Source organism: Ruegeria sp. A4 (assembly GCF_056543025.1).
In genome coordinates this window covers 1,294,368-1,319,883 of sequence record NZ_JBQGAW010000001.1, presented here as the reverse complement: position 1 = coordinate 1,319,883, position 25,516 = coordinate 1,294,368, and the positions used below count along the sequence as shown (strand labels likewise).

Sequence of the window (25,516 nt, the reverse complement as noted above, 5' to 3'; positions counted from 1 at the left end):
ACCCTTTCCCTTCGCGCTCATCCGGCGTAGTTTGGGGCCATGAGCAGTTTTGACGAAATGGACGCCTTCGAGGGCGCATCGCTGTCGGCGCGGGCCATGGCCGTGCGCCCTTCGCCCTATCTGGATGAGCTGAACCCTGCGCAACGGGACGCGGTCGAGCGGCTGGATGGCCCGGTCTTGATGCTGGCAGGTGCCGGGACGGGCAAGACCAAGGCTCTGACTGCCCGGATCGCACATCTTCTCAACACCGCGCGCGCGCGCCCGAATGAGATTCTGTCGGTAACCTTCACCAACAAGGCCGCGCGCGAGATGAAGGAACGGGTTGGTCGCCTGCTGGGGCAGCCCGCCGAGGGGATGCCGTGGCTGGGTACCTTTCATTCGATCTGCGTCAAACTGCTGCGCCGCCATGCGGAACTGGTCGATTTGAAATCGAACTTCACCATTCTGGATACCGACGACCAGCTGCGCCTGCTCAAGCAGTTGGTGCAGGCCGCAAGTATCGACGACAAACGCTGGCCTGCGCGGATGTTGCTGGGAGTCATTGACGATTGGAAGAACCGTGCGCTGACACCCGACAAGGTGCCAGCCGCCGATGCCGGGGCTTACGACAACAAGGGCATTGAGCTGTATGCCCAATATCAGACCCGCCTGCGCGAATTGAATGCAGTGGATTTCGGCGATCTGCTTCTGCACATGGTTGCGATCTTCCAGACCCACCCGGATGTGCTGGAGCAATACCAGCGCTGGTTCCGCTATATCCTGGTGGACGAGTATCAGGACACCAACATCGCCCAATATCTGTGGCTGCGCCTGCTGGCCGGGGGGCACAAGAACATCTGCTGCGTCGGCGATGACGATCAGTCGATCTATGGCTGGCGCGGGGCCGAGGTGGGCAACATCCTGCGCTTCGAAAAGGATTTTCCCGGCGCCCATGTGGTGCGGCTGGAACAGAACTACCGCTCGACCCCGCATATTCTGGCGGCTGCGTCGAACGTCATTCGCGGCAATGAAAACCGCCTGGGCAAAGAGCTGTGGACCGAAGCCGAGGAAGGCCACAAGGTCAATCTGATCGGCCATTGGGATGGCGAGGAAGAGGCCCGCTGGATTGGCGAGGAGATCGACGCGATGCAGGGCGGTACGCGCGGTATTCGCCCGATGAACCTTGATGAGATCGCGATCCTCGTCCGGGCCAGCCACCAGATGCGCGCCTTCGAAGACAGGTTTCTGACCATCGGTCTGCCCTACAAGGTGATCGGCGGCCCGCGATTCTACGAGCGGATGGAGATTCGCGATGCCATGGCCTATTTCCGGCTGGTGGTCAGCCCCGAGGATGATCTTGCGTTTGAGAGAATCGTAAACACGCCGAAACGCGGCCTTGGCGACAAGGCGCAGAAGACGATCCAGATGACCGCGCGCGAAAATGGGGTGTCACTGGTCGAAGGGGCTCGGATTGCCGTCGATAACGGGCTGATCAAGGGCAAGGGCGGCAAGGCGCTGCGCGAACTGATCGACGGTCTGGCGCGTTGGAATGCGATGACGCGTGGGCCACGGATCGAGGTGGACGACGATTCGGTGATCGATGACGGTTCACCCCTGCGGTTCGGCGCACCCGAGCATACGCATATCGAACTTGCGCAGATCATTCTCGACGAATCCGGCTATACCGCCCACTGGCAGAACGACAAGACGCCCGAAGCGCCGGGGCGCCTTGAAAACCTCAAGGAACTGGTGAACCAGCTGGACAATTTCGAGAACCTGCAAGGATTTCTGGAACATGTCAGTCTGGTCATGGACAACGAACAGGACAGCGACGGCGCCAAGGTTTCGATCATGACCCTGCATGCGGCCAAGGGGCTGGAGTTTCCCGCCGTCTTCCTGCCGGGCTGGGAAGACGGGCTGTTCCCTTCGCAGCGGTCAATGGACGAATCCGGGCTCAAGGGGCTCGAGGAAGAACGGCGCCTGGCCTATGTCGGCATCACCCGTGCCGAAGAAGTGTGTACCATTTCTTTTGCCGCCAACCGGCGGGTGTTCGGGCAGTGGCAGAACTCCATGCCCTCGCGCTTCATCGACGAATTGCCGGACGATCACGTTGAGGTTTTGCAAGGGGCCGGGTTACACGGCAACAGTCAGATGTCGGCTGGTATCGAGACCCGCGCGGCCGAAGCGAATGTCTACAACTCGCCGGGCTGGAGGCGGATGCAGGCGCGCCAGGGGCAATACGGCATGTCGCAGCCGCGCGAACCCCGCAACACGGTGATCGACGCGACCGCCGTGGCCAGTTTCACGCTGGGGGAACGGGTGTTCCACCAGAAATTCGGCTATGGCGCGGTTGTCGGGATCGAGGGCGACAAGGTCGAAGTCGAATTCGACAAGGCAGGCACAAAGAAAGTGGTCTCACGTTTTCTGACCAACAAGGATGACGTCCCGTTCTGAGGCGTCATATCCCTTCGACTAGAACCAGATTGGTCGAGGCGGTGGCTTGCCGGATCTTCGCCAGCTCGATGTAATCAGGGTCGTCTTTCCAGGCTTTCGCCGTGGCAAGGTCCGGAAATTCCATCAGCACAATGCCGCCTTCGGGCCAATCGCCTTCGATCCGTTCGACCGGTTTCGATGAGACCGTGAGCAGGCGGCCTTTGTGGCGGTCGAAGATCGGCATGAAACCCGCCAGATAATCCTGATACCCATCCGGGTCGTGGATGTCGATTTGCGCGATGAAATAGGCGGCCATTGTTTCCTCCGGATCAGAAATCAGTGGGCCATCTTACACCTATGTCAGAAAAACAAAAAAAACGGCGGTTCCCAGGGAGGAGGAAGGGGAACCGCCGTCTTGTCAACATCAGAGCAGGGAGGAGGAGAGCCCCGATGTATTCGAACCCGGGTTTGAGCCCGGTATGGAGAAGACGCGGCGACGTCAGGGAGGAGGAAGGCGTCGCCGCGCGCTTTCAACATCAAGGCAGGGAGGAGGAGAGCCTCGATGTATCAGGGTCCGGCGGGTTGAGGCCGGTATTTGGTGCGGCAACGTCAGGGAGGAGGAGAGACGTTGCCGCTGATAACAGACCCTAAGGGAGGAGGAAGGGCCTGATCTCGGTATTCGTGGCGCGCTTATTGCGCGATGTGATCGTTGGCGGCCTGCATGGCCACCCGACGGATCATGGACCGATGCAGGCCCAGATCGGCCAGTTCACGGTCCGACAGTCCTGCCAGCTCATTGACGGTCTGGCGATACATACGATAGCGGGCAAAACGCGCCTTTGCGTTTTCGATCAAAGTTGCGAGTCCGAACGCCGGTGCGCTCTTCGAGGCTGTATGTGTGCTTGCGATTGCCATGCTCATCATCCGTATTTATCTGCTTTGCCGATTACGCTCGGCCCTTGCTTGAGGTTGAAAATAGGCAAATGCTGCGATTGCACAATAGGTCGTGTCGTCAATGCTGCTATGCAGCAAGCGCATAGATTGGTTCAGTTTTTTCCTTCAACTCGAAATGCGCCTTGAAACATTGGGCCTTCCCTTGGGTCACGGGTGACAGCGGAAACATGGCCTTCTGATGGCTTGCCGTCTAATTGAGCGGTGTTGGCTGGAATTTGTGCGCAATAAAACAATTCTAGGCGTGCGCGTGACCGAAGCGCCAGGCAAAGCACGGCGCTTCAGCTATTCCCTGATGACAAGTTTACCGGTTTCGCAGGTCGTAGGGCCTATTGCCTGAACGCCACGGGATTTCATGGGCCGATGTGGTTGCCGGGGGCGAAGTCCCGTCGGAATTGCGCGCGAAAAGCGAATGATTCTGCGAGATCGCTGCCCAAGGATGCTGGGTTTTTCCAATCAAAACGGCAATTCTTTAGATTTTTTGGGAAATCGTGGGAAAAAAATTTCAGCCTCAAATGATCTATATATAGAGGGTATTGTGTTAATCTGGTCTATAGTTGGTGTTATTGCGTTCAAGTTTCATGGTGGTCTTGTTCCTGAAGCGTGATTCATGGAACGCGGTTCGCAAAATTCCTGTTGATTTCCATGAATTCCCATGGCATCCCTTATACATCCGATGAGGACGAGGCAGCAGGGGCACCAAACGACCCCGACCAAAAATAATCAGGTTTCATACAGGCATCTCGCTTTCATCAATCAAGAGATCCGGCGCGCGGGCGAGCAGACATCCCCCCAGGTGGCGCGTGCAGCTGGACATCCCGCAAAGCGGGTCAATGCGGCGGGTTGATCAGTGGCAGCAGATCAACCCGCCGTTTTTCTTCCGGGGGAACGCGAATTTCAAGTGGGGCGCAAGCGAAAGGGACAGTCGTCTTGGCGCGCAGGTTTAGAGGTGAAAGCCACCATAAGGTGGATGCGAAAGGCAGGGTGTCGATCCCGGCCTCGTTTCGCCGCGTGCTTGAGTCCTCCGATCCCAACTGGCAACCCGGCGACAATCCAGAGCTTGTGATCGTCTACGGGGATCATCGCCGCAAATACCTGGAATGCTATACCATGCAGGCCATCGACGAGGTCGATGCCAAGATCGACGCGCTGCCTCGCGGTTCGATGAAGCGCAAGATGTTGCAGCGCCTGTTCCACGGGCAGTCCTTCCCGACCAATGTCGATGAAACCGGGCGGCTGGTCCTGCCGGCAAAGCTGCGCAAGAAGATTGGTCTTGAGGGCGAGGCGTTTTTTATTGCCGCCGGGGATACTTTTCAGATCTGGAAGCCCGAGACCTACGAATCCGAGGAATTGGCGGCGACCGAGGAATGGCTGGACGGCCTTGGCGACGATGTTGATCCGCTGCAATTCCTCGATGAAGTCGAGGGCGGGTGACGGCATGGCGGCCGCGGATCACCCAAAACCGGACGCGCCTCACATCCCTGTCTTGCTGCGCCCGCTCCTGGCGGCGGTGGCGCCGGTCACGGGCGTCTGGCTCGACGGTACCTTCGGCGCAGGCGGGTACACCCGCGGATTGCTGGAGGCCGGGGCCGACAAGGTGATTGGCGTGGATCGCGATCCCTTGGCTTTTGAGATGGCGTCAGACTGGGCGGGCGCCTATGGCGACCGGCTGGTGATGCAGCCCGGCGTGTTCTCTCGTATGGATGAATATGGGCAGAACCTGGACGGCGTTGTTCTGGACCTTGGCGTTTCCTCGATGCAGCTGGATCAGGCCGATCGCGGGTTTTCCTTCATGAAGGATGGCCCTTTGGACATGCGCATGAGCCAGGATGGCGAAAGCGCCGCCGATCTGGTCAATACCGCGACCGAGGCGCAACTGGCCGACATTCTGTTCCACTATGGTGAAGAGCGCGCCAGCCGCCGGATTGCCAGGGCGATCGTCAAAGAGCGCGCGGAAGAGCCGATCACCACGACCCTGCGTCTGGCCGAGATCATCGAATCCTGCCTGCCGCGTCCTAAACCGGGTCAATCCCACCCGGCCACGCGCAGCTTTCAAGGGCTGCGGATCGCCGTGAATGCAGAATATGAAGAGCTGTTTCAGGGGCTGATGGCCGCTGAACGTGCTTTGAAGCCCGGCGGGCAACTGGCCGTTGTCACTTTCCACTCCATTGAAGACCGAATGGTCAAACGGTTTTTCCAGTCCCGCGCGGGCAAGACGGGGCGCGCGAACCGCTATGCGCCCGAGATTGAACAGGAACAGCCGCAATTCACACTGAAGACCCGCAAGGCGGTGGGGCCTGACGAACAGGAATTGCAGGAAAACCCGCGCGCGCGCTCGGCCAAACTGCGCGTGGCGATCCGAACCGATGCTCCGGCGGGTGAAATTGAAGCGCGGGCCATCGGGATGCCGCAACTGGGGGGAAGGGCAAGATGAAGAGTGTTTTGTATGTGTTGACTGCTCTGTCCGTGTTCGGGTTGGCGTTGTGGGCCTATCAGGAAAACTACCGGACCCAGCAAGTGGTAAAGGAAACCCAGTCTTTGCAGCGCGAGATCGGAATGGCACAGGTGCGCTTGGCCGTTCTGAACGCGGAATGGGCCTATCTGAACCGCCCGGACAGGCTGCGCGAACTGGCCGACCTGAACTTTGAACGCCTTGGCCTGCTGCCGTTGCGGGCCGAGCAGTTCGGGCGCGCGGATCAGATCGCCTATGCCGAAGACCCGGACCTGCCCGTCGTTGATCCGATTGAATTGCAGGCCATCACTGACATTCAGGCTTTGGGCGAGGTGCAAATTCCATGACCCGCACCCCTCTGCGCCCTCTGGCCCGAATCCTTGATGCCCGCGCCAGGGGCGAAAACCCCAAGGCAATCGAGCGCGAGAACATCCGCAAGCGTCACGAGGATATGAAAGATCGCGCCCGCGCCCGTGCCGAAGGGCGTCTGCTGGTGCTGGGCCTGTTCTTCTTCTGCGCTTTTTCCGTTGTCGGCTTCCGCATGGGCATGCTGGCGACCTCGGAAGCACAAGAGCCTCTGGCCAGCGCGCCGGGCGCAGCGATTGCCATGCAGCGCGCCAACATCGTCGATCGCGAAGGGCGCATACTGGCCACCAATCTGGACACCTATTCCGTTTACGCGCAGCCCCCTTTGATGATCGATCCCGTCGCAGCCGCAGAGCATTTGGTTGCGATTTTTCCTGATCTGGACAAAGAGCGGCTGATCAAGGACTTCACCGGCAACCGCAAGTTTTTGTGGATCAAGAAACGCATTTCGCCCGAGCAGAAGCAGGCCGTGCACGACATCGGTGATCCCGGCATCCTGTTCGGTCCGCGTGAAATGCGGCTTTACCCCAACGGGCGGCTGGCCGCTCATATCCTGGGCGGGTCCGGTTTTGGTCGTGAAGGCGTCAGCGCCGCCGAAGTGATCGGCGTGGCTGGTGTGGAAAAGCAGTTCGACGATTATCTGCGCGATCCGGCCAACGGTAACAAGCCGCTGCAACTGTCGCTGGACCTGACGATTCAAGCCGCAGTTGAACAGGTTCTTTACGGCGGTATGAAGATCATGAACGCCAAGGGGGCTTCGGCCGTTCTGATGAACGCGCATACGGGCGAGGTTATTTCGGCTGCTTCGCTGCCTTCTTTTGATCCGAATGACCGTCCGCGCCCGCCGACCTCGGGCTTTGACCCCTCGGACAGCCCGCTGTTCAACCGTTATGTGCAAGGCGTGTATGAACTGGGATCTGTTTTCAAGATTTTCACCGCGGCCCAGGCCGTTGAACTTGGATTGGTGAATTCGAACACCATCATCGATACGTCCGGGCCGATGAAGATCGGCCGCTTTCCCATCGGCGAATTCAACGGCAAGAATTACGGCAAGATCAGCGTAGCGGATGTGATCGTCCACAGCTCGAACCGAGGCACGGGGCGTCTGGCCTTGCAAATCGGCGCCAAACGGCAGCAGGAGTTTCTGGACGCGCTTGGCATGTTCGATCCGACCCCTTTCGAGATCGTCGAGGCCAAGGGCGGTGTGCCGCTGAAACCGAAGAAATGGGGCGAGCTCAGTACCGTGACAATTTCCTATGGCCATGGCCTGTCGACCAGCCCGATGCATCTGGCCGCGGGATACGCGGCGATTGCCAATGGCGGGCATTACGTCAGCCCGACCATTCTGCGCCGGAACGGTCCGCAATACGGGCCTCGTGTCATGTCGCAGAACACTGCACGGCAGGCGCAAAAGATGCTGCGCAAAGTAGTAACGTACGGCACCGCCAGCTTCGCCGAGGTCAAGGGCTATGACGTGGCGGGCAAGACCGGTACGGCCGACAAGCCCAAACCGCGCGGCGGGTACTATGATGACAAGGTCATTGCCACCTTCGCGACGATCTTCCCGGCCTACGATCCGCAATACGTTCTGATCGTGACGTTGGACGAACCTTCGATCGTGGCCTACGGTGAAAAACGCCGCACGGCCGGTTGGACCGCCGTGCCTGTTGCCGCCGAACTCATCGGCCGCGTCGCACCGTTGTTGGGGTTGCGTCCCCGGCTTGAGCCTGAGGCGGGCGCTGCTATAACGCTGACCTCAAACTAGGCTGTCCGGCAAGAGGTGGGTCATGGGCACAAGGACGAAGAAACTCAGCCAGCTGGCCCTGACCGCAAGAGAGGGCGCAAACCCGGATATCACTGGTCTGGCCGTTGACAGCCGCGAGGTGAAAGAGGGCTTCCTGTTTGCCGCGCTGCCCGGGTCCCGCGTTCATGGCGCAGAGTTCATTCAGTTTGCCCTGCGCATGGGGGCCGCTGCGATCCTGACCGATGCCGAAGGGGCAGAGATCGCCGAGGCCGAACTGGCAGCTTCGGACGCAGCGCTGGCCGTGGTGGAAGACCCGCGTCAGGCGCTGGCCGGTGCCGCGGCGCTGTGGTTCGGCGCGCAGCCGCAAACCATCGTGGCCGTCACGGGAACGAACGGCAAAACATCTGTTTCCACCTTCGTCCGGCAGATCTGGTCCGCGCTTGGTCACGCCGCCGTCAACCTCGGCACCACCGGGGTTGAAGGTGCGTGGACAGCGCCACTGGCCCATACCACGCCCGAGCCGATCACCTTGCACCGCTGTCTGGCCGAGGCGGCCGAGAACGGCGTGACCCATGCCGCAATGGAGGCGTCGTCCCACGGCCTTGAACAGCGCCGTCTTGATGGCGTTCACCTGACCGCCGCCGGTTTCTCGAACTTCACGCAGGATCATCTGGATTACCACGAAACCTTCGAGGCTTATTTCAACGCAAAGGCTGGTCTGTTCGACCGGGTTTTGCCGCAGGATGGAACGGCCGTCGTCAACCTGAGCGACCCTAAAGGGGCCCAGGTCCGGCGGATCGCCGAGATGCGCGGCCAGTCGGTGCTGACGGTGGGGCTGGGCGATGCCGACCTGTGTCTGATCAACCAGCGGTTCGACGCCACGGGGCAAGACCTGCGCTTTGCGTGGCAGGGCCGAACGCTCCAGACCCGCCTGAACCTGATCGGCGGGTTTCAGGCCGAAAACATCCTGCTGGCCTGTGGGCTGGTGATCGCTGCCGGGGACAGCCCCGAACGGGTGTTCGAAACTCTGCCCCATCTGACGACGGTTCGCGGGCGGATGCAACTGGCAGCCACGCGTGACAATGGAGCGGCGGTGTTTGTGGATTATGCCCACACGCCTGATGCTGTTGCCACGGCACTCAAGGCGCTGCGCCCGCATGTGATGGGCCGTCTGATTGCCGTTATCGGTGCGGGCGGGGATCGCGACGCCAGCAAACGACCTTTGATGGGCAGGGCGGCAGCCAACCATGCAGACGTGGTCTTTGTCACCGATGACAACCCGCGCAGCGAAGATCCCGCAGTCATCCGCGCGGCCGTAATGGCAGGCGCGTCAGAGGCAGCAGGTGACGCCAGCGTGACCGAAGTCGGCGACCGCGCCGAGGCCATCCTGCGCGGCATCGATGCGCTGCAACCCGGTGATGCGCTGCTGATCGCCGGAAAGGGGCATGAAACCGGTCAGATCGTGGGGGATCAGGTTCTGCCCTTCGACGATGTGGAACAGGCCAGCATTTCCGTTGCAGCGCTGGACGGGAGGGTCGCATGACGCTCTGGACTGCATCCGAAGCGGCCGCGGCGACGGGCGGTCAGGCGACGACCGACTGGACCGCAAATGGCGTATCCATCGACACCCGCACTCTTCGACCCGGCGATCTGTTCGTGGCGCTGAAAGCGGCGCGGGACGGGCATGATTTCGTCGCACAGGCGCTGGAAAAAGGAGCAGGCGCCGCACTGGTTTCCCGTGTTCCGGACGATGTGCCCGAAGGTGCCCCCCTGCTGATCGTCAAAGACGTTCAGGCGGGGCTAGAGGCCCTGGGGAAAGCAGCACGGGCCCGAACGGATGCGCGCGTGGTCGGCGTGACAGGCAGTGTGGGTAAAACATCGACCAAGGAAATGCTGGCGACAATTCTGGAAACCCAAGGGAAAACCCACGCCAGCGTCGCCAGTTACAACAACCATTGGGGCGTGCCCCTGACCCTCGCGCGGATGCCTCGCGATACGGAATTTGCGGTGATCGAGATCGGCATGAATCATCCCGGTGAAATTGCCCCGCTCGCCGAACAGGCCCGCCCGCACGTGGCGCTGGTGACGACCGTGGCGGCAGTGCATCTAGAGGCTTTCGAGTCGGTGGCTGGTATTGCCCGGGAAAAAGCGGCGATCTTTGAAGGGCTTGAACCTGGCGGGGCTGCGATCGTCAATGCAGATATCGACCACGCGGACATCCTGCGCCAGACAGCGCAGGCGCAGGGGGCCGGGATTGTTGATTTTGGGCGCAGCGCGGCGGATTACCGGCTGACCGATGTTCAACCCGAGTCCAACGCAGTGAAGGCCAGGGCACTGGTCGGTGATCAGGTGATTCAATTCGAGGTGAACTCCGCCGGCACGCATTTCGCGATGAACGCGCTTGGCGCTTTGGCGGCCTGCGTCGAATTGGGGGTCGATCTGGATCAGGCCATCGCGGGCCTGCCAGCGTGGTCACCCGTCAAGGGGCGTGGGGTACGCGAAAGCTTGCCATTGTCAGGGGGTGGGCAGATCGAGCTTTTGGATGACAGCTACAACGCCAACCCGACCTCGATGGAGGCTGCGCTGGATGTCTTGGCCGCCTCCAAAGGCACCCGCCGCATTGCGTTTCTGGGTGACATGAAGGAACTGGGTGCCCAGGAAGAGGCCATGCATGCCGCCATGGCGGATATCGAGGCGATGGCGCGGGTGGATCAGGTTCATTGCATCGGGCCGTTGATGCAGGCGATGCACCGCGCGCTGCCCGAGAAGAAACGTGGGCTCTGGTTCGCAACCAGTGCGCAAATGGCGGAACATCTGCCTGCTTTGATCCGGGATGGAGACACGGTGCTCGCCAAGGGCTCACTCAGCATGGCGTTGGCCGCGATTGTTGACGGTCTGCGCAAAATGGGGCAAGGGGGCGCGCTTGATGGGTGAACTTGCCCGCGCGCCTCGTGTGAGAAAGGTATTGTCATGCTGTACTGGTTGACCGCTCTGTCGGACGGAGGGGATTTCTGGAACCTCTTCCGGTATATCACCTTCCGCGCAGGCGGCGCCTTCATGACCGCGCTGATCTTTGGATTCATCTTCGGAAAACCCCTGATCAACGTGCTGCGCAAGAAACAGGGCAAAGGCCAGCCGATCCGTGACGACGGCCCCGAAGGGCATTTTTCCAAGGCAGGCACGCCGACGATGGGCGGATTGCTGATTGTCGGAGCTCTGGTCACGTCAACCCTTGTCTGGGCACGGCTGGACAATCCGTATGTCTGGATGGTTCTTTTTGTAACCTTGTCTTATGCGGCCATCGGATTTGCGGACGACTATGCCAAGGTTTCAAAACAGAACACGCAAGGGGTCTCGGGCCGGATGCGCCTGGCGTTGGGCGTAATCATCGCCGTGCTGGCATCGCTTTGGGCGACGTTGCACCATCCCGAAGCCTTGCAGAACCAACTGGCTGTACCCGTCTTCAAGGACACGCTGGTCAATCTGGGCATCTTCTATATCCCCTTTGCGATTGTCGTGATCGTGGGGGCCGCCAATGCGGTGAACCTGACCGACGGTCTGGACGGGCTGGCTATTATGCCAGCGATGATCGCAGCCTCGACCCTGGGCGTGATCGCCTATGCGGTGGGTCGGGTCGACTTTACCGAATATCTCGATGTGCATTACGTCCCGGGCACCGGTGAGATCTTCATCTTCACCTCCGCGTTGTTCGGAGCCGGCCTCGGGTTTCTCTGGTACAACGCCCCCCCGGCGGCGGTGTTCATGGGTGACACCGGATCGCTGGCCCTGGGCGGCGCGCTGGGTGCCATCGCCGTAGCCACCAAGCACGAGCTGGTTCTGGCCGTGGTCGGCGGCCTGTTCGTGGTCGAGGCGCTGAGCGTGATCATTCAGGTCCTCTACTTCAAGCGCACGGGCAAACGGGTCTTCCTGATGGCCCCGATCCATCATCATTATGAGAAAAAAGGCTGGGCCGAGCCGACCATCGTGATCCGCTTCTGGATCATCTCGCTGATCCTGGCGATGATCGGTTTGGCGACGTTGAAGGTAAGGTAGAGGAATACAAAAGATGCATTTTGACTTCACAGACTCGAGCACAAACTCAGGCCGGGTTGCAAATTTCGCTCGTGGATTTGGGGGAATGCTGGGGTTCGGCATAGCAACGCTTTGGTTTGCTGAAAAATTTGCCTTTTCTTTGTATGGTGCGGCTTGTGCGTTTGGCGCTTTTATTTGTTTTGCCGGTTTTCTTTTGAGCCTTGCCTATACTTATGATTCCGGTCTGAAAGTTTTGAGCAAAGGCGAGAGCTTAGAACTGCAATTCGTGAACTACATGGGGTGGAGGTCGCTCGCGATAGTAGTGTTTACTATTATTTCCATAGTAATCGTACTCGTCAGGTACTTCGGTGACTAACAAATGATCCCGGTCAAAGGCTTTTCAGGACAGAAAGTCGCCGTTCTGGGGCTGGGCCGGTCCGGTCTGGCCACTGCACGTGCGCTGCGCGCGGGCGGGGCGGAACCGGTGTGCTGGGATGACAACCCGGCCGCCCGTGAAACCGCCGAAGGCGAGGGTTTCACCTGCGCCGACCTGCGCAAGCATGGGGCATTTGACGACATCGCCTCGCTGATCGTCTCACCGGGCATTCCGCATCTCTATCCTGAACCGAACCCCGTGGTGGCGGCAGCCCTGGATGCAGGCGTGCCGGTGGACAATGACATCGGCCTGTTCTTCCGCTCCTTTGCCGGACCGGAATGGAACAACTACGACACGCCTCCGCGCGTGATCGCGGTGACGGGCTCGAACGGCAAATCGACGACTGCCGCTTTGATCCATCATATCCTGACCGAGGCCGGGCGCGAGGCGCAGTTGGCGGGCAATATCGGGCGCGGGGTTCTGGATATCGATCCGGGCGGTGATGGTTCGGTCGTGGTGCTGGAGCTTTCCAGCTATCAGACCGAGCTGGCCCGCGCTCTGACCCCCGATGTGGCGGTGTTCACCAATCTGTCGCCCGATCATCTGGACCGCCACGGCGGCATGGGTGGATATTTCGCGGCCAAGCGGCGCCTCTTTGCCGAAGGCGGCCCGGATCGCGCGATCATTGGCGTCGACGAAACCGAAGGTGCGTTTTTGGCCGGGCAACTGTCCGAAGGGCCATCGGATGACCGGGTGATCCGTATCTCGGTGGCGCGGAAGCTGACCGGGCCGGGCTGGCAGGTCTTTGCGCGCAAAGGGTTCCTGTCGGAATACCGCAAGGGGCGGCAGGCGGGGTCTATCGACCTGCGCGCGATCAAAGGTTTGCCCGGTGCACACAACCACCAGAATGCCTGCGCGGCCTACGCGGCCTGCCGGTCGCTGGGCCTTGCGCCGCGCGTGATCGAAGATGCGCTGCATTCCTATCCGGGCCTGCCGCATCGCAGCCAGATCATCGCCGAGGCCGATGGGGTTACCTATGTCAACGACTCCAAGGCGACCAATGTCGACAGCGCCCTGAAAGCGCTTATGGCGTTCAAAAAGATCCGATGGATTTGCGGCGGTCTTGAGAAAGAGGGCGGCATATCAGCCGTGAACACGGCGACGGGCGAGGTCATCAAGGCATATGTCATCGGACGCGAAGCCGCGAGTTTTGCGATGCAGCTCGAGGCTGATACGCAGGTCTGTACGACGATGGAGGCCGCCGTGGCGCAGGCCATGGAAGATGCCGAGGCAGGCGACACTGTGCTGCTGGCCCCGGCTGCTGCCAGTTTCGACCAATATGACAATTTCGAACAGCGCGGCGAGGATTTTGCAGCGCAGGTCAAGCGCAGGCTGACAGAATAGCCATTTGCAATAGACCGCCGGCTGGGCCAAGCTTGGATGCTATCAGCTTGACGCGGCACCATTATTGGTTTTGCCTGCCAGCAGATTCAACACGAGGTTATGACCATGCCATTTCGTAGACTTTCTCTGATCCTGCCTGCCATTCTTGTTGCTGGGGCCTGTACGAACACGGGTGCCAACTATCAGCCCATCGTGGACGGCCCGGTCGGTCCGAACTACAACGTGGACCTGCAGCAATGCCAACAACTGGCGGCATCGCAGAGCAGCGTTGATGGCTCTACCGCAGGGAACGCAGCAATTGGCGCAGCGGGTGCCGCGGCCGTTACCGGGATCGTTCAGGACAGCAGCGACAATCTTGGTCGCGCGGCTGTGGCAGGTGCCCTGGTTGGCGCTGGCGCAGACGTCATCAATAAAAACCAGAACAAGGAAGTGATCGTGCGCAACTGCATGCGCGGGCGCGGCTACAACGTCGTAGGCTAACACCCTGCGGCAATTGCAACACCTGCGGCATGGCCTGACGACCATGCCCACTGGAAGTTGTAGCCGCCCAACCAGCCGGTGACATCCACCGCTTCACCAATCGCATAGAGGCCGGGGACATCCTTGGCCTCCATCGTTTTCGAGGACAAGTCATCCGTGTCGATCCCGCCCAAGGTGACTTCGGCGGTGCGATACCCTTCGGTTCCCGACGGCACCAGTTGCCACGCGGACAAGGCCGCGGTCAGCTCGGCCAGTTTCGCGTCCGACTGATCCGCCAGCTTCCCGGACATCGGAATGATCCGGCACAGGTGATCGACCAGCCGGGCCGGCAGATGCCGCGCCAGTTCAGTGGTCAGCGCCTTGCGCCCTGCGCTTTGCCGCTGTGTGCGCAACAGATCAAGCAGAGGCAGATCGGGGATCAGGTTCACCCGGATCGGCTCACCTTCGCGCCAGTAAGACGACAATTGCAACACTGACGGTCCGCTGAGGCCGCGATGGGTGAACAGCAGCGCCTCGTCGAAGCTGGCGCGATCATTCGACAGTCGCACGGGCAGTGAAACACCGGACAGGTCCTTGAACCGCCCGTCCGAGAAGGTGAACGGCACCAGCGCCGCCCGCGTCTCGGTCATCCGCAATCCGAACTGGCGCGCGATGTCATAGGCCAGCCCGGTTGCACCCATCTTGGGGATCGATTTTCCGCCCGTTGCCAGCACCAGATTGGTGCAGGTCAGGTGCTGCCTTTGCCCGTCACGCTCCACCTCCAGCGCAAAGCCGCTTTCGGTCTTGCGCAAATCGCGCAGCGAGGTTTGAACCCACAGCTCTGCTCCTGCACCGCTCATTTCATCCAGCAACATCCGGATGATCTGTTTCGAAGAGCCATCGCAGAACAACTGGCCCAGGGTTTTCTCATGCCAGGCGATGTTGTGACGTCCGACCAGATCGATGAAATCCCATTGGGTGTACCGTGCAAGGGCGGATTTGCAGAAATGCGGGTTTCGCGACAGGAAGTTGCCCGGCCCGGCATAAATGTTGGTGAAATTGCAGCGCCCCCCGCCCGAGATGCGGATTTTCTCGCCGGGTGCCTTGGCGTGGTCAATCACCAGCACGCGCCCACTGCAATGGGCCGCACACATCATGCCGGCAGCCCCGGCCCCAAGGATGATCGTGTCGTAGGTCATGCGCGGGGGATGGCGTGGATTAAACAAGATGGCAAGAGCCCATGCCGAAGTCGTGCGGCGCGCGCTCGCCGCGTTCTCGCAAATTCGAGGTCGGCTGACAGGGCGATTGCCAGAGTTTCAGCGCACTGACATGCTGCGACCATACCGCAAAGAGGTTTTGACAAGACAAACTGGCAAAAGGAACTCTGAATGCAATTCCCCGAATTTATTTCGTCATTTCCGAAACTGGATGTGCCTTTTCCTGAAGACGTGGTGCAGACGGCCGTCATTCGATCAGATGCAGGGCTGGTTGCTTTCTTCACTTTCCTCAAAGACATGGAGCTTCCCCTGCATTCGCATGGTGCCCAATGGGGGACGGTGGTTGAGGGTGAAATTGAACTCACGATCGGTGGCCAGACCCGCATCTACCGCCCCGGCGACAGCTACTCGATCCCAAGTGGAGTCGCGCACGGAGGGACCATCAAGGCGGGGTCTCGCGTCATTGACGTGTTCGAGGAACCCGACCGATATCCGATCAAGGGATAATGCATAGCAACCCGCCTTTTTGGATCAACGCGCGCCGCTCCGCTAAGCGGAGTGCCCAAAGCTGCAACATCCACAGACCGCCACGTGCAGCCGGGGGTGCTTCGGGCATGGAAGGTCGATTTATGCCTTGTGGCTTCATCCTACTAGCCCAAACACAAAAATCCCTGTAGAGTCTCAACCAGACCCCGAAAACGGGGCGTTGACGAGGCAGAGAGTGGCGGTATCTCATGACTGAGATGGTGTATGGCGCGGTCCAGGACCAGCGCGGAGAACCGATTCTACCGAAATGGTGGCGCACAATCGATCGCTGGACGATGTCCTGCGTTCTGATCCTGTTTGCCATCGGTCTTTTGCTGGGGCTGGCGTCTTCGCCACCGCTGGCCGGGCGAAACGGGTTCGATCCGTTCCATTATGTCGAACGTCAGGCCATCTTCGGCGGATTGGCGCTGATTGCGATGCTTCTGACCTCGATGATGTCGCCGACGCTGGTGCGCCGTTTGGCGGTGCTGGGTTTCCTGGGGGCCTTCATAGCACTGGTTTTCCTGCCCGTGTTCGGGACCGATTTCGGCAAGGGCGCGGTGCGCTGGTATTCGCTGGGGTTCGCCTCGCTTCAGCCGTCCGAGTTTCTGAAGCCCGGCTTCATCGTCGTTGCTGCATGGCTGCTGGCGGCCTCACAAGAGATCAACGGCCCGCCGGGGCGGATCTGGTCGTTTGCCTTGTGCATGGCGATTGTCGGTATGCTGGTGATGCAACCTGATTTCGGTCAGGCCTGCCTGATCCTGTTCGGCTGGGGGGTGATGTATTTTGTCGCCGGCGCGCCAATGCTGCTGCTGGTTGGAATGGCCGGGTTTGTTGTTCTGGGCGGTATGTTCGCCTACTCCAACTCTGAACATTTTGCCCGCCGAATCGATGGCTTTCTGAATCAAGAGGTCGATCCGACCACCCAGTTGGGCTATGCCACCAACGCCATCCGCGAAGGGGGGCTGTTTGGCGTCGGCGTGGGTGAGGGGCAGGTCAAGTGGTCGCTGCCGGACGCGCATACCGATTTCATCATCGCGGTCGCGGCCGAAGAATACGGCCTGATCCTGGTACTGATCATCATCGCGCTTTATTCGTTGGTCGTGGTACGCTCGTTGCTGCGCCTGATGCGGGAACGCGACATGTTCATCCGTCTGGCGGGCACCGGTCTGGCCTGCATGTTCGGCGTGCAGGCGATGATCAACATGGGTGTTGCGGTTCGTCTGTTGCCCGCGAAGGGCATGACGCTGCCTTTTGTCAGCTATGGCGGCTCATCCCTGATTGCAGGGGGTATTGCGATCGGAATGCTGCTGGCCTTCACCCGAACCCGCCCACAGGGCGAGCTTGGCGAAATTCTGCGCGGACGAGGATAATGGGGACTCCATACCTGTTGATTGCTGCTGGCGGGACCGGGGGGCACATGTTCCCGGCTCAGGCGCTGGCCGAGGCGATGCTGAACGAGGGCTGGCGTGTACGCCTGTCTACCGACCCGCGCGGCGCCCGCTATACCGGTGGTTTCCCGCATTCGACCGAGATCGTCGAGGCATCATCGGCCACTTTCGCGCGTGGCGGTCTGGCGGCCAAGGCCATGGCCGGCCCCAAGATTGCCGGTGGCGTGGCTGGCATGGTGTTCCAGATGATGCGGGACAAGCCCGACGTCGTTGTCGGTTTCGGCGGGTATCCCTCGATCCCGGCGCTGAGCGCTGCGACCATGCTCAAAATCCCCCGCATGATCCACGAACAGAACGGGGTGCTGGGGCGTGTGAACCAGTTGTTCGCCACCCGTGTCGCGCAGGTGGCCTGCGGTGTGTGGCCCACGGACCTGCCCGAGGGCGCGCATGGCATCCACACGGGCAACCCGGTCCGGTCCGCCGTTCTGGACCGCGCCGCGGCCGGTTATATTCCACCCGGTGATTATCCGATGTCGGTCCTTGTCATGGGCGGTTCGCAAGGCGCACGCATCCTCAGCGATGTGGTGCCGGGTGCCATCGCCGCACTGCCCGAAGAAATCCGCACTCATATCCGCGTGGCACATCAGGCCCGGGACGAGGATGGCGAGCGCGTCACAGCCTTCTACAACGAACACGGCATCCGCGCCGATGTGCAGCCCTTCTTTGATGATGTCCCCCGTCGCATGTCGGATGCCCAACTGGTGATCTCGCGGTCTGGCGCGTCCAGCGTTGCCGATATCTCGGTCATCGGGCGCCCGTCGATTCTGATCCCCTTTGCCGCCGCCGCCGGAGATCACCAGACGGCCAACGCACGGGGCTTGGTGCAGGCGGGCGGGGCCATCATGATCCCGGAAAAGGCTCTTGACGTTCCCGCGCTGACACAGCAAATCACCACGGTTCTCACGAACCCCGAAGCCGCACAGAAAATGGCCCATGCCGCCTTGTCCGTCGGGGCACCTGACGCCACCGAGCGTCTGACCGCTCTTGTCGAACAATTGGCGCAGAAGGAGACCACATGAACCCAGCAACCAAACTGCCGCAGGACGTAGGGCCGATTCACTTTGTGGGGATCGGCGGGATCGGAATGTCAGGTATCGCCGAGGTGCTGCTCAATCTTGGGTATCAGGTGCAGGGCTCGGACCTGAAGGCATCGAAGATCACCGACCGGCTGGCGAGTCTGGGGGCCGAAATCTTTGTCGGTCAGCGCGCGGAAAACCTTGAAAACGCGGCCGTTGTGGTGGTCTCGACCGCGATCAAACCGGGCAACCCCGAGCTTGACGGCGCCCGTGCCCGCGGCCTTCCGGTGGTGCGCCGGGCTGACATGCTGGCCGAACTGATGCGGCTGAAATCCAACATCGCCATCGCCGGGACTCACGGCAAGACCACCACGACCACGATGATGGCCGAACTGATGGTGGCGGGGGATTTTGACCCGACCGTGATCAATGGCGGCATCATCCATGCCTACGGCTCGAACGCCCGGATGGGGCAGGGCGAATGGATGGTGGTCGAAGCCGACGAGAGCGACGGCTCGTTCAACCGCCTGCCCGCGACCATCGCCATCGTCACCAATATCGACCCCGAACATATGGAGCATTGGGGCGATTTCGACAAACTGCGCGCGGGTTTCCATGAATTCGTCTCGAATATCCCCTTCTACGGGCTGGCCGTGTGTTGCACCGACCATGCCGAGGTGCAGGCGCTTGTCGGCCGCATCACCGACCGCCGCGTGCGCACCTATGGCTTCAACGCGCAGGCCGATGTGCGGGCCGAGAACCTGACCTACAAGGGCGGCGTCGCGCATTTCGACATTCACCTGCAATACGAAGACAAGGTGATCGAAGGCTGCACCCTGCCGATGCCCGGCGACCACAACGTCTCGAACGCTTTGTCCGCCGTGGCCGTTGCCCGCCATCTGGGAATGAAGGCCGCGGAAATTCGCGACGCGCTGGCCAATTTCGGTGGCGTCAATCGCCGCTTTACCAAGGTCGGAGAAGTCGACGGCGTCACCATCATCGACGACTATGGCCACCACCCGGTCGAAATCACCGCAGTCCTGAAAGCCGCGCGACAGGCGACCGAAGGCCGCGTGATCGCCGTGCACCAGCCGCACCGCTATTCGCGCCTGTCCAACCTGTTTGACGATTTCTGCACCTGCTTCAATGACGCCGACGTCGTGGCCATCGCTGATATCTTCGCCGCCGGTGAGGACCCGATCGAAGGCGCATCGCGCGACGATCTGGTACAGGGCCTGATCCGTCACGGCCACCGCCACGCCCGTGCGCTGTTTGACGAAAACGAGCTTGAACGGCTTGTGCGCGAGCAGGCCCGCCCGGGCGATATCGTCGTCTGCCTCGGGGCCGGTACGATCAGCGCCTGGGCCAATGGTCTGCCTGAGAGATTGCAACGAAAACAAGCTGTTTGACTTCGCTTCTGTTTGGTGCACAACCTGAAAGTGTAGCAAATGCCCGCAGCCGCCGCATGTCCTAAGAGGGGACAGATGGACTTTTCGATGATCCTTGCCGCCCTTTGGGTGATCTGCGCCACGATCGTGGCGTTCTTGCCGATGCGAATGCAGTTTCCGCCGGGCGTGACCCTGCTGATCTGCGCTCCGGTTCTGATCGTCTGGCTGGGTTATGATCACGGTTGGTTCTGGTCGGTTTTCGCCTTCGGCGGATTCGTTTCGATGTTCCGCAACCCCATCCGGTATTATTGGAAAAAATGGGTGCGCGGGGAGGTCATGGAATGAACTGGTCCATCGTCCTTGCCGGTCTGTGGGGCGTTTCCGCGAATCTGCTGGCAATGATCCCGAGCAAAGACAACCACTGGACACGCGCCTATATCCTGATCGCCGTGGGCATTCCGATTCTGGGGTATGTCACCTATCAGAACGGCCCGTGGATCGGCTTGCTGGTGCTGGCCATGGGTATGTCCGTGCTGCGCTGGCCCGTGATTTATCTGACCCGTTGGACAAAGATGAAAATGCAGGGCATGAAGGCGGCTGACGAATAACCGGCCAGTTTCAGGAGGTCCGCCATGGCGTCCGTCGCCACATTTGCCTATCTGCCAATTCTTTCTTTCCTGCTAGGTGTCGCCGCTGGTTTCACGGCGGGCCGTTGGCTGGGCCTGCGCGGCTTGTTGTGGCTGATCGGTCTGGCCTCGGCCGTCGGGCTGGCGTTGATCGTGGTGCTGGCCGGTATTGGCACCGGCGAAGAAGAACAGGCGTTCGGCCCGCTGGTCTGGCTGACCGCCGGCGTTCTTCCCTTTCTGTTCGCCGCGATCATGGGCGGTGTGGGCGGACGCAGCCTGGCGGTGCGTGCAGACGCATGACAACGCTTCCCGTTCCGAAAGGTCGCCTGTCTCGGGCGCGGCCTCTCTCTGAGCTCACATGGCTTCGCGTTGGCGGCCCGGCCGATTACCTGTTCCAGCCTGCCGATATCGAAGACCTGCAAGCCTTCCTGCGAGAACTGCCGGCACAAACCCCGATCTTTCCGATGGGTGTCGGTTCGAACCTGATCGTTCGGGATGGGGGGCTGCGGGCCGTGGTGATCCGGCTGGGGCGCGGGTTCAACGCGATCTCGGTTGACGGCAACACGGTAACGGCAGGGGCTGCGGCACTGGATGCGCATGTTGCGCGCAAGGCGGCAGATGCCGGTGTCGACCTGACCTTTCTGCGCACCATTCCGGGCTCGATCGGCGGCGCGGTGCGGATGAACGCGGGCTGCTATAGCAGCTATACGGCGGATGTTCTGCGCAAGGCCACGATTGTCACCCGGCAAGGGGATATTGTGGACCTGACGCCCGAAGACTTGAACTTTCGCTATCGCCAGACCGACCTGCCGGAAGGCGCAGTGCTGGTTTCGGCCACGTTCGAGGGCCCTTCGGGCAATCCCCAAGACCTCCATGCCCGTATGGAGGCACAGTTGAAAAAGCGCGACGAAACCCAGCCCACCAAAGATCGCAGCGCAGGGTCGACCTTTCGCAATCCAGCCGGGTTTTCTTCGACCGGGCAGGCGGATGACGTGCATGACCTCAAGGCGTGGAAAGTGATCGACGACGCCGGAATGCGCGGCGCGACGCTTGGCGGTGCGCAGATGAGCCCGAAGCACTCGAATTTCCTGATCAATACCGGCTCGGCCACCGCAGCCGACCTTGAAGGTCTTGGCGAAGAGGTGCGAAAAAAGGTTTACGAAACAAGCGGCATCACGCTAGAGTGGGAAATCATGCGGGTCGGTGATCCGCTGACAGAATAAAGCCCCAACCGTCAGACCATAACAGGCAAATTCAGGCGACGGATCAAAGGCATAAACGCAGTACGGACCACCACATAAGGTCCGGGGACATTGAGGCGCACATTGGGTATGTCGAGCAGGACAAACCCCAAAGTGGCGGTATTGATGGGTGGACCCTCGGCGGAACGCGAGGTGTCTCTCAGCTCTGGGCGCGAATGCGCGGCCGCCCTTGTGGGAGAAGGCTTTGAAGTGGTCGAACTGGACGCAGGTCCCGACCTCTGCGCGCGCCTTGTGGACATCAAACCGGATGTGGTTTTCAACGCCCTGCATGGCCGCTGGGGCGAAGATGGGCGTGTGCAAGGCCTGTTGGAGTGGATGCGTATCCCTTACACCCATTCCGGTGTTCTGGCCTCGGCGCTGGCAATGGACAAGCAGCGCAGCAAAGAGATTTACCAAACCGAAGGGCTGCCCGTCGTACCGAGCGTGATCGTGCCCAAGGTCGAGGTGGTCGAAGTTCACGTGATGGAGCCGCCCTATGTGGCCAAGCCGAACAATGAAGGCTCCAGCGTTGGGATTTACATCGTCCACGAAAATGCCAACGGCCCGCCGCAGCTGGACGAGGCGATGCCCGATCTGGTGATGGTCGAGAAATACGTGGCGGGCCGCGAGTTGACCGTGACCGTGATGGGCGACCGCGCCCTGACCGTGACCGAAATCATGACAGATGGCGGCTGGTACGACTATGACGCCAAGTACAAGCCCGGCGGCTCGTGGCATGTCCTGCCCGCCGACATCCCGCAGGACATCTTTGACCGCTGCATGGACTATGCCGTGCGGGCGCATAATGTGCTGGGGTGCAAGGGTGTGTCCCGCACCGATTTCCGCTGGGATGACAGCATGGGTGCCGATGGGTTGTTCCTGCTGGAAACCAATACCCAGCCCGGCATGACGCCGACCTCTCTGGTCCCGGAACAGGCCGCTCATCTTGGAATGACATTCGGCCAGCTCTGCGCCTGGATGGTGGAGGACGCCTCATGCGACCGCTGACCGCCAGCCGCGCGTTGGAAATCCATCGAACCAAACCTGTTGCAGGGCCGGATGCGGATTTCGCTTCGGCCGACACGGACTCGCACGAGGCCGAACCGCTTTTGCGCCTGCGCGGTGCGCGTGTGTTTTCCCGCTCTGCAAGACGCAGTGACCCTGCGCCGTCCCGTCTCAGCTATCGGCTGCAACGTTGGATGCTGACGCCGGGCATTCGCCTTGGTGTCAAGGTCGGCCTGCCGATCTGCGCCATCGCTGCCGCGCTTGGCATCTTCTTTGCCTCGCAGGACCGTCGCGACGCACTTGCCGCTTATATCGCCGACGTGCGCACTTCGATTCAGGAGCGCCCCGAATTCATGGTCAACCTGATGGCCATCGACGGGGCCGGAACCGACCTGTCCGAAGACATCCGCGAAATCGTGCCGCTGGATTTCCCGATCAGTTCCTGGGATCTGGATGTGGAACAGATCCGCGACACGATCACCGGGCTGGACCCGGTGAAATCCGCAACCGTCAGAATCCGCCCCGGAGGCATCCTGCAAGTCGATGTCGTCGAGCGTCAGCCGGTGATCGTCTGGCGAACGCGCGAGGGGCTTGAACTGCTGGATGAGACAGGCGCGCATGTCAAGGAAGCCAACTCTCGCAAGGATCACGCCGATCTGCCGCTGATCGCGGGGACGGGCGCCGACGATCATGTCGGAGAAGCACTGGAGCTTCTGCGGACTTCGCGCAGCCTGGGCAATCGCGTGCGCGGCTTGGTGCGCGTGGGAGAGCGGCGCTGGGATCTGGTGCTGGACCGTGGCCAGCGCATCATGCTGCCGACCGAACGCCCGGTGCGTGCGCTGGAACGCGTGCTTGCCGTGAACGAGGTGCAGGACCTTCTGGAACGTGACGTGGCCGTGGTCGACATGCGCCTCGGGCAGCGTCCGACCATCCGAATGACCAAAGCCGCCAGCGAAGACTGGTGGAACACAAAAGTGACAGTGAGTAACGGGCAGTAACGACCATGATGACCGATCTTTATCAGTCCCAACGTGCCATGCGTCAGATGCGGCGGCAGGCTTTGCAACGCGGTGTGATTGCGATTCTGGATGTGGGCAGCTCGAAAATCGCCTGTCTTGTGCTGCGCTTTGACGGAACTGGTCGGCTGAGCGAAGACAATACCATCGGTTCCATGGCGGGGCAGACGGGCTTTCGCGTCATCGGTGCCGCGACCACCCGGTCGCGGGGCGTCCAGTTTGGCGAAGTCACCGCCATGCAGGAAACCGAACGTGCCATCCGCACCGCGCTTCAGGCCGCACAGAAGATGGCCGACATCCGCGTCGACCATGTTATCGCCTGTTTCTCGGGCGCGAACCCGCGCTCTTACGGGCTGGATGCGCAAGTCGATCTGGACGGTCAGATCGTGACCGAGGCCGAAGTGGGCCGGGTTCTGAACGCCTGCGACGTGCCGGATTATGGTGACGGGCGCGAAGTGCTGCATGCTCAACCGGTGAATTTCGCGCTCGACAACCGGTCTGGCCTGATCGACCCGCGCGGGCAGATGGGCCAGAGCCTTGCGGTCGACATGCATATGCTAACCGTGGATTCGTCAGCGATCCAGAACATCGTGCGCTGTATCAAGCGCTGCGATCTTGAACTCGCGGGTATTGCCAACTCGGCCTATGTCTCGGGCATCTCGGCGCTGGTCGAAGACGAGCAGGAACTGGGCGCGGCCTGTATCGACATGGGCGGCGGCACCACAAGCGTGTCGATCTTCATGAAAAAGCACATGATCTATGCCGATTGCGTGCGCATGGGCGGCGATCACGTGACCGCCGATATCTCGATGGGCCTGGGTGTGCCTGCCGCCGTGGCGGAACGGATCAAGACATTCAATGGTGGCGTTCATGCCACCGGGGCCGACGACAGGGATATGATTGATATCGGTGGTGATACCGGCGACTGGGAACACGACCGCCGCACCGTCAGCCGCGCTGAACTGATCGGCATCATGCGCCCGCGTGTCGAGGAAATTCTTGAAGAGGTCCGCGTCCGGCTGGACGCCGCCGGGTTTGAACATATGCCAAGCCAGCAGATCGTGCTGACCGGCGGCGGCAGCCAGATCATGGGGCTGGACGGGTTGGCCACGCGCATCCTCGGTCAGCGCGTTCGCTTGGGCCGCCCCTTGCGCGTGCATGGCCTGCCGCAATCAGCCACCGGGCCCGGGTTCTCGTCCGCTGTCGGCCTCAGCCTGTTTGCGGCCCATCCTCAGGATGAATGGTGGGATTTTGAAATCCCGGTCGACACCTATGCCGCGCGCCCGTTCAAGCGCGCCGTACGGTGGTTCCGTGACAACTGGTAGAGTCCTGCGCGGGGGTGCTCTGTGCGCGGCGCTGCTGCCTGGCTGGGCCTCGGCCCAGACCATGATCACGCCCGAAGCGTTTCTGGACGCGGCGGTCGGCAAAACTCTGACATTCTACGAAATCCGCAGCGGTGGCCTGGTGGGAACCGAACAATTCCTGAACCGCCGCATGTCGGTCTGGCGCGAAGAGGGGCAGGGCTGTGTCTACGGGCAGATCACGACGCCAAACGGTCAGTTGTGTTTTCTGTACGACAATGACCCGGACGGCATTCCGGTCTGTTGGTGGCCGTTTTTGCATGAAGGTCGTTTGATGGTGCGGCTTGCCTCATTCGTCGATGGGGAAATACAGGAAGTGCGATCCATGACGGACCGCGGCTTGGACTGTCCAAATGCACCGCTCAGCTGAAGAAACCGGTTGCAGCGTTTCGATTTATCCCGCAAGATATCCACAAGGCCCGAAAGAGGCCTCGCGGCAGGACCTGAGCAGTTTTCCGCAGTGTATATGGCAGT

26 protein-coding genes are annotated in these 25,516 nt (G+C 60.9%); 23 read left to right on the top strand and 3 right to left on the bottom strand.

Annotated features, from left to right (window positions below):
• Positions 1-39 precede the first annotated feature (39 nt).
• Positions 40-2,433, top strand: a complete 2,394-nt coding sequence (locus ACR0E2_RS06535; RefSeq protein ID WP_480445749.1) for an ATP-dependent helicase — start codon at positions 40-42, stop codon at positions 2,431-2,433.
• A gap of 4 nt (positions 2,434-2,437) precedes the next feature.
• On the opposite strand, the gene ACR0E2_RS06530 is transcribed toward ACR0E2_RS06535, so the two are convergent.
• Together ACR0E2_RS06530 and ACR0E2_RS06525 are read right to left on the bottom strand one after the other, a co-directional pair.
• The gene (locus ACR0E2_RS06530) at positions 2,438-2,728 is read right to left on the bottom strand and encodes a DUF1330 domain-containing protein (protein ID WP_152458674.1); all 291 of its coding nucleotides are present in this window, start codon (positions 2,726-2,728) and stop codon (positions 2,438-2,440) included.
• 374 nt (positions 2,729-3,102) lie between these two features.
• Positions 3,103-3,327, bottom strand: coding sequence for a DUF1127 domain-containing protein (locus tag ACR0E2_RS06525; RefSeq protein ID WP_480445748.1), 225 nt, complete (start codon positions 3,325-3,327; stop codon positions 3,103-3,105).
• Positions 3,328-4,293: 966 nt separating this feature from the next.
• Here ACR0E2_RS06525 and mraZ point away from each other — a divergent pair.
• From mraZ to ACR0E2_RS06475, 10 genes are all read left to right on the top strand, one after another.
• Positions 4,294-4,797 carry a division/cell wall cluster transcriptional repressor MraZ gene (gene mraZ / locus ACR0E2_RS06520; RefSeq protein ID WP_152458672.1) on the top strand — a complete coding sequence of 168 codons (504 nt, stop codon included), beginning with the start codon at positions 4,294-4,296 and terminating at the stop codon, positions 4,795-4,797.
• A 4-nt stretch (positions 4,798-4,801) separates the two neighbouring features.
• Positions 4,802-5,797 (top strand): 16S rRNA (cytosine(1402)-N(4))-methyltransferase RsmH, encoded by a 996-nt coding sequence (gene rsmH, locus ACR0E2_RS06515; protein WP_480446185.1) that lies wholly within the window; start codon positions 4,802-4,804, stop codon positions 5,795-5,797.
• Positions 5,794-6,162, top strand: a complete 369-nt coding sequence (gene ftsL / locus ACR0E2_RS06510; protein WP_152458671.1) for a cell division protein FtsL — start codon at positions 5,794-5,796, stop codon at positions 6,160-6,162. Before rsmH ends, ftsL begins: the two co-directional genes overlap by 4 nt.
• Positions 6,159-7,946: a peptidoglycan D,D-transpeptidase FtsI family protein gene (locus ACR0E2_RS06505; RefSeq protein ID WP_480445747.1), complete on the top strand. Its 1,788-nt coding sequence runs from the start codon at positions 6,159-6,161 to the stop codon at positions 7,944-7,946. The genes ftsL and ACR0E2_RS06505 overlap by 4 nt, the downstream gene beginning before the upstream one ends.
• A 22-nt stretch (positions 7,947-7,968) precedes the next feature.
• On the top strand, positions 7,969-9,468 hold the full coding sequence (locus ACR0E2_RS06500) for a UDP-N-acetylmuramoyl-L-alanyl-D-glutamate--2,6-diaminopimelate ligase (protein WP_480445745.1): 1,500 nt from the start codon (positions 7,969-7,971) through the stop codon (positions 9,466-9,468).
• A complete protein-coding gene (locus tag ACR0E2_RS06495) occupies positions 9,465-10,859 on the top strand; it encodes a UDP-N-acetylmuramoyl-tripeptide--D-alanyl-D-alanine ligase (RefSeq protein ID WP_480445744.1) in 1,395 nt (464 codons plus the stop codon). Before ACR0E2_RS06500 ends, ACR0E2_RS06495 begins: the two co-directional genes overlap by 4 nt.
• A 36-nt stretch (positions 10,860-10,895) precedes the next feature.
• Entirely contained in the window at positions 10,896-11,978 is a 1,083-nt protein-coding gene (gene mraY, locus ACR0E2_RS06490; RefSeq protein WP_152458667.1) for a phospho-N-acetylmuramoyl-pentapeptide-transferase, read from the top strand.
• Between the two features lie 13 nt (positions 11,979-11,991).
• The gene (locus tag ACR0E2_RS06485) at positions 11,992-12,333 is read left to right on the top strand and encodes a hypothetical protein (RefSeq protein WP_171639104.1); all 342 of its coding nucleotides are present in this window, start codon (positions 11,992-11,994) and stop codon (positions 12,331-12,333) included.
• Positions 12,334-12,336: 3 nt separating this feature from the next.
• The gene (gene murD, locus ACR0E2_RS06480; RefSeq protein ID WP_480445742.1) at positions 12,337-13,737 is read left to right on the top strand and encodes a UDP-N-acetylmuramoyl-L-alanine--D-glutamate ligase; all 1,401 of its coding nucleotides are present in this window, start codon (positions 12,337-12,339) and stop codon (positions 13,735-13,737) included.
• 105 nt (positions 13,738-13,842) lie between these two features.
• Positions 13,843-14,217: a glycine zipper family protein gene (locus ACR0E2_RS06475; RefSeq protein ID WP_245217959.1), complete on the top strand. Its 375-nt coding sequence runs from the start codon at positions 13,843-13,845 to the stop codon at positions 14,215-14,217.
• On the opposite strand, the gene ACR0E2_RS06470 is transcribed toward ACR0E2_RS06475, so the two are convergent.
• The gene (locus tag ACR0E2_RS06470; protein ID WP_480445741.1) at positions 14,214-15,395 is read right to left on the bottom strand and encodes a BaiN/RdsA family NAD(P)/FAD-dependent oxidoreductase; all 1,182 of its coding nucleotides are present in this window, start codon (positions 15,393-15,395) and stop codon (positions 14,214-14,216) included. The two genes, ACR0E2_RS06475 and ACR0E2_RS06470, sit on opposite strands and share 4 nt — an antisense overlap.
• 189 nt (positions 15,396-15,584) lie before the next feature.
• Here ACR0E2_RS06470 and ACR0E2_RS06465 point away from each other — a divergent pair, with 189 nt between their 5' ends.
• The 12 genes from ACR0E2_RS06465 (at position 15,585) to ACR0E2_RS06410 (ending at position 25,412) form a co-directional block, all read left to right on the top strand.
• Complete coding sequence (locus ACR0E2_RS06465; RefSeq protein WP_480445740.1) at positions 15,585-15,920, top strand: cupin domain-containing protein; 336 nt, start codon at positions 15,585-15,587, stop codon at positions 15,918-15,920.
• Between the two features lie 227 nt (positions 15,921-16,147).
• The gene (gene ftsW / locus ACR0E2_RS06460) at positions 16,148-17,311 is read left to right on the top strand and encodes a putative lipid II flippase FtsW (protein ID WP_480445739.1); all 1,164 of its coding nucleotides are present in this window, start codon (positions 16,148-16,150) and stop codon (positions 17,309-17,311) included.
• Positions 17,311-18,408 (top strand): UDP-N-acetylglucosamine--N-acetylmuramyl-(pentapeptide) pyrophosphoryl-undecaprenol N-acetylglucosamine transferase, encoded by a 1,098-nt coding sequence (locus tag ACR0E2_RS06455; protein WP_480445738.1) that lies wholly within the window; start codon positions 17,311-17,313, stop codon positions 18,406-18,408. The genes ftsW and ACR0E2_RS06455 overlap by 1 nt, the downstream gene beginning before the upstream one ends.
• Positions 18,405-19,814 (top strand): UDP-N-acetylmuramate--L-alanine ligase, encoded by a 1,410-nt coding sequence (gene murC / locus ACR0E2_RS06450; protein ID WP_480445737.1) that lies wholly within the window; start codon positions 18,405-18,407, stop codon positions 19,812-19,814. Before ACR0E2_RS06455 ends, murC begins: the two co-directional genes overlap by 4 nt.
• Before the next feature lie 75 nt (positions 19,815-19,889).
• Positions 19,890-20,138: a DUF2484 family protein gene (locus ACR0E2_RS06445; RefSeq protein ID WP_480445735.1), complete on the top strand. Its 249-nt coding sequence runs from the start codon at positions 19,890-19,892 to the stop codon at positions 20,136-20,138.
• Positions 20,135-20,401, top strand: a complete 267-nt coding sequence (locus tag ACR0E2_RS06440) for a DUF2484 family protein (protein WP_152458657.1) — start codon at positions 20,135-20,137, stop codon at positions 20,399-20,401. Before ACR0E2_RS06445 ends, ACR0E2_RS06440 begins: the two co-directional genes overlap by 4 nt.
• Before the next feature lie 24 nt (positions 20,402-20,425).
• Positions 20,426-20,719: a hypothetical protein gene (locus ACR0E2_RS06435; protein ID WP_480445733.1), complete on the top strand. Its 294-nt coding sequence runs from the start codon at positions 20,426-20,428 to the stop codon at positions 20,717-20,719.
• Positions 20,716-21,642, top strand: coding sequence for a UDP-N-acetylmuramate dehydrogenase (gene murB / locus ACR0E2_RS06430; protein ID WP_480445732.1), 927 nt, complete (start codon positions 20,716-20,718; stop codon positions 21,640-21,642). The genes ACR0E2_RS06435 and murB overlap by 4 nt, the downstream gene beginning before the upstream one ends.
• Before the next feature lie 108 nt (positions 21,643-21,750).
• On the top strand, positions 21,751-22,668 hold the full coding sequence (locus tag ACR0E2_RS06425; RefSeq protein WP_480445730.1) for a D-alanine--D-alanine ligase: 918 nt from the start codon (positions 21,751-21,753) through the stop codon (positions 22,666-22,668).
• Entirely contained in the window at positions 22,656-23,663 is a 1,008-nt protein-coding gene (locus tag ACR0E2_RS06420) for a cell division protein FtsQ/DivIB (protein ID WP_480445729.1), read from the top strand. Before ACR0E2_RS06425 ends, ACR0E2_RS06420 begins: the two co-directional genes overlap by 13 nt.
• An 8-nt stretch (positions 23,664-23,671) precedes the next feature.
• On the top strand, positions 23,672-25,006 hold the full coding sequence (ftsA, locus tag ACR0E2_RS06415; RefSeq protein WP_170344711.1) for a cell division protein FtsA: 1,335 nt from the start codon (positions 23,672-23,674) through the stop codon (positions 25,004-25,006).
• Entirely contained in the window at positions 24,993-25,412 is a 420-nt protein-coding gene (locus tag ACR0E2_RS06410) for a hypothetical protein (protein ID WP_171167231.1), read from the top strand. Before ftsA ends, ACR0E2_RS06410 begins: the two co-directional genes overlap by 14 nt.
• Positions 25,413-25,516 lie beyond the last annotated feature (104 nt).

Coding starts and splice junctions, on each gene's coding strand:
- ACR0E2_RS06505 (WP_480445747.1), top strand. CDS start 6,159: ATGACCCGCACCCCTCTGCGCCCTCTGGCCCGAATCCTTGATGCCCGC.
- ACR0E2_RS06435 (WP_480445733.1), top strand. CDS start 20,426: ATGGCGTCCGTCGCCACATTTGCCTATCTGCCAATTCTTTCTTTCCTG.
- rsmH (WP_480446185.1), top strand. CDS start 4,802: ATGGCGGCCGCGGATCACCCAAAACCGGACGCGCCTCACATCCCTGTC.
- ACR0E2_RS06530 (WP_152458674.1), bottom strand. CDS start 2,728: ATGGCCGCCTATTTCATCGCGCAAATCGACATCCACGACCCGGATGGG.
- ACR0E2_RS06465 (WP_480445740.1), top strand. CDS start 15,585: ATGCAATTCCCCGAATTTATTTCGTCATTTCCGAAACTGGATGTGCCT.
- murC (WP_480445737.1), top strand. CDS start 18,405: ATGAACCCAGCAACCAAACTGCCGCAGGACGTAGGGCCGATTCACTTT.
- ftsL (WP_152458671.1), top strand. CDS start 5,794: ATGAAGAGTGTTTTGTATGTGTTGACTGCTCTGTCCGTGTTCGGGTTG.
- ACR0E2_RS06455 (WP_480445738.1), top strand. CDS start 17,311: ATGGGGACTCCATACCTGTTGATTGCTGCTGGCGGGACCGGGGGGCAC.
- murD (WP_480445742.1), top strand. CDS start 12,337: ATGATCCCGGTCAAAGGCTTTTCAGGACAGAAAGTCGCCGTTCTGGGG.
- mraY (WP_152458667.1), top strand. CDS start 10,896: ATGCTGTACTGGTTGACCGCTCTGTCGGACGGAGGGGATTTCTGGAAC.
- ACR0E2_RS06440 (WP_152458657.1), top strand. CDS start 20,135: ATGAACTGGTCCATCGTCCTTGCCGGTCTGTGGGGCGTTTCCGCGAAT.
- murB (WP_480445732.1), top strand. CDS start 20,716: ATGACAACGCTTCCCGTTCCGAAAGGTCGCCTGTCTCGGGCGCGGCCT.
- ACR0E2_RS06425 (WP_480445730.1), top strand. CDS start 21,751: ATGTCGAGCAGGACAAACCCCAAAGTGGCGGTATTGATGGGTGGACCC.
- ftsW (WP_480445739.1), top strand. CDS start 16,148: ATGACTGAGATGGTGTATGGCGCGGTCCAGGACCAGCGCGGAGAACCG.
- ACR0E2_RS06535 (WP_480445749.1), top strand. CDS start 40: ATGAGCAGTTTTGACGAAATGGACGCCTTCGAGGGCGCATCGCTGTCG.
- ACR0E2_RS06470 (WP_480445741.1), bottom strand. CDS start 15,395: ATGACCTACGACACGATCATCCTTGGGGCCGGGGCTGCCGGCATGATG.
- ftsA (WP_170344711.1), top strand. CDS start 23,672: ATGACCGATCTTTATCAGTCCCAACGTGCCATGCGTCAGATGCGGCGG.
- ACR0E2_RS06475 (WP_245217959.1), top strand. CDS start 13,843: ATGCCATTTCGTAGACTTTCTCTGATCCTGCCTGCCATTCTTGTTGCT.
- ACR0E2_RS06525 (WP_480445748.1), bottom strand. CDS start 3,327: ATGGCAATCGCAAGCACACATACAGCCTCGAAGAGCGCACCGGCGTTC.
- ACR0E2_RS06495 (WP_480445744.1), top strand. CDS start 9,465: ATGACGCTCTGGACTGCATCCGAAGCGGCCGCGGCGACGGGCGGTCAG.
- ACR0E2_RS06445 (WP_480445735.1), top strand. CDS start 19,890: ATGGACTTTTCGATGATCCTTGCCGCCCTTTGGGTGATCTGCGCCACG.
- ACR0E2_RS06500 (WP_480445745.1), top strand. CDS start 7,969: ATGGGCACAAGGACGAAGAAACTCAGCCAGCTGGCCCTGACCGCAAGA.
- ACR0E2_RS06420 (WP_480445729.1), top strand. CDS start 22,656: ATGCGACCGCTGACCGCCAGCCGCGCGTTGGAAATCCATCGAACCAAA.
- ACR0E2_RS06485 (WP_171639104.1), top strand. CDS start 11,992: ATGCATTTTGACTTCACAGACTCGAGCACAAACTCAGGCCGGGTTGCA.